Here is a 2,215-nt window from a genome sequence, read left to right as displayed (position 1 = left end):
GCGGCTCATGGATGGAAACATAGAGTTCGTGGGCAGAGGTGACAGTCAGGTAAAGATAAGGGGTTACAGGATAGAGCCGGGTGAAATAGAGAATGTATTATTAAAGGAAGAATCGGTAAAAGAGGCAATAGTCATAGTAAAGGAAGATATAAAAGGGGATAAGATGCTGTGTGCATATGTGGTAAGTGATGCACAACTGGAGTTTACTGAAATAAGAAGGGTATTACAAAAGGAGCTCCCTGACTACATGATACCTGCATTTATAATGCATGTGGATAGCATCCCTCTGACCCACAGCGGGAAGGTGGACAGAAAAGCTCTGCCTGAGCTGATAGAGAGCCTGTCCCGAGAAACCGAGTATGAAGGGCCTACCAATGAGATAGAACAGGAACTGATGGAAATATGGACAGAGGTTCTTGGCATAAAGCGGATGGGGATTAATGACAACTTCTTTATGATGGGCGGACATTCTTTGAAGCTTATGAGCCTTGTCTCAAATATACACAAGAGAATGAATATTGATGTACCGCTGAAGGAACTCTTTATACGCCCCACAATAAGAGGATTGGCTGAATATTTAGAAAAAGCCGATGTGAGTATTTACAAGACCATAGAGCCGGTTGAGGAGAAGGAGTATTATCCCGTATCTTCAGCCCAAAAGAGAATGTATATACTTAGCGAATTTGAGAACGTTTGGACTAGCTACAATACACAGCTGTCTGTGGTGGTGAAAGGTAAGTTAGATGTAGTAAGATTTGAAAAAGCCATTAAAGCTCTTGTAAGAAGACATGAATCATTCCGGACCTCCTTCGGGGTAGTTGGGGACGAAATAGTACAGAAAGTGAACCAGGATGTAGATTTTCAGATAGAGTATATGGAGGCGAGTGAAGAAGAAGCGGGCAACATCGTGGAAGCATTTGTAAGACCCTTTGATTTGGGCAGTGCTCCCCTATTAAGGGTAGGATTGATAAAAATAAAAGAGTCTGAGTACATCTTAATATGCGATATGCACCATATCATCACTGATGGAGTCTCTCACGGTATACTTCTTAATGAATTTTCAGCACTTTATGAGGGAAGGACTCTTCCGGAGTTGAGGCTGCAATATAAGGATTTCGCACATTGGCAAAACACTTTCTTCAAATCGGGAGCAATTGATAAGCAGAGGGAGTACTGGAAGGAGCAATTTAAAGACGAGATACCGGTCCTTAATATGCCTACAGATTATCTAAGACCCAAAATACAGAGCTTTGAAGGAAGCTTTATTTCTTTTGCATTAGATAGTAACCTGACTTCAAAATTAAAGGAACTCACTGTAGAGACAGGTACAACAATGCATATGGTACTCCTGACGGTATTGAACGTACTACTCTATAAATATACAGGACAGGAAGATGTGGTAATAGGGACGGGGATAGTGGGAAGACCCCATGCAGACCTGGAAAACATAGTTGGAATGTTTGTAAACATGCTTGCAATGAGAAATCATCCCCAAGGAAGTAAAACCTTTAAGGAGTTTCTTAAAGAAGTAAGGGAAAGCTCTTTAAAAGCCTACGAGAATCAGGACTATCAGTTTGAGATGCTAGTGGATACTGTAAATACCAGAAGAGATCCCGAAAGGAATCCAATATATGATGTGATGTTTACAGCTCAGAATATTGATGTCCCTGAAATAGCACTTGAGGATGTAGAGTTCAGGCCATATCACTTTGGGCAAAGCAAGACCCATGCTGATTTGAACATTCTGGCATATATTCGTGAAGATGTAATTAGATTTTCGTTGGAGTACTGCACAAAGTTATTCCGAAAGGAAACAGTGGAGAGGTTGGCACGGCATTTTACAAACGCAGCGGAAGAGGTGGTGAAAAATCCAGATGCACTGCTTTGTGAAATAAAAGTGATGGATAAGGATGAAGAAAAGGATACTCTATATAGCTTCAACGACACTGCGACCCAATATCCAGTGGGAAAAACTGTTTGCCGGTTGTTTGAAGAGCAGATGGAAAGAACTCCGGACAATATTGCCATTGAAGCCGGAGGCAGGTGTCTGACTTACAGGGAGCTGAATGAAAAAGCAAACCGGCTTGCAAGGGTATTAAGGGAAAAAGGTGTAAAGCAAGACTCCATAGTGGCAATCATGGCCGACCAGTCTGTAGAATTTGTTGTAGCAGTGCTGGGCGTTCTTAAAGCGGGAGGGGCATATCTGCCTATAGAT

The 2,215-nt window shown here is 41.9% G+C and carries 1 protein-coding gene; it reads left to right on the top strand.

The genetic code is table 11. The features are described from left to right. Window positions 1-2,215 (top strand): condensation domain-containing protein (locus T344_RS28835; protein ID WP_034862404.1); only part of this gene is annotated, 2,215 nt, incomplete at both ends.

Origin of the sequence: Ruminiclostridium cellobioparum DSM 1351 = ATCC 15832 (genome assembly GCF_000621505.1) — a bacterium.
In the GTDB taxonomy this organism is placed as follows: domain Bacteria; phylum Bacillota; class Clostridia; order Acetivibrionales; family DSM-1351; genus Ruminiclostridium; species Ruminiclostridium cellobioparum.
This window is presented reverse-complemented; position numbering and strand designations above follow the sequence as displayed.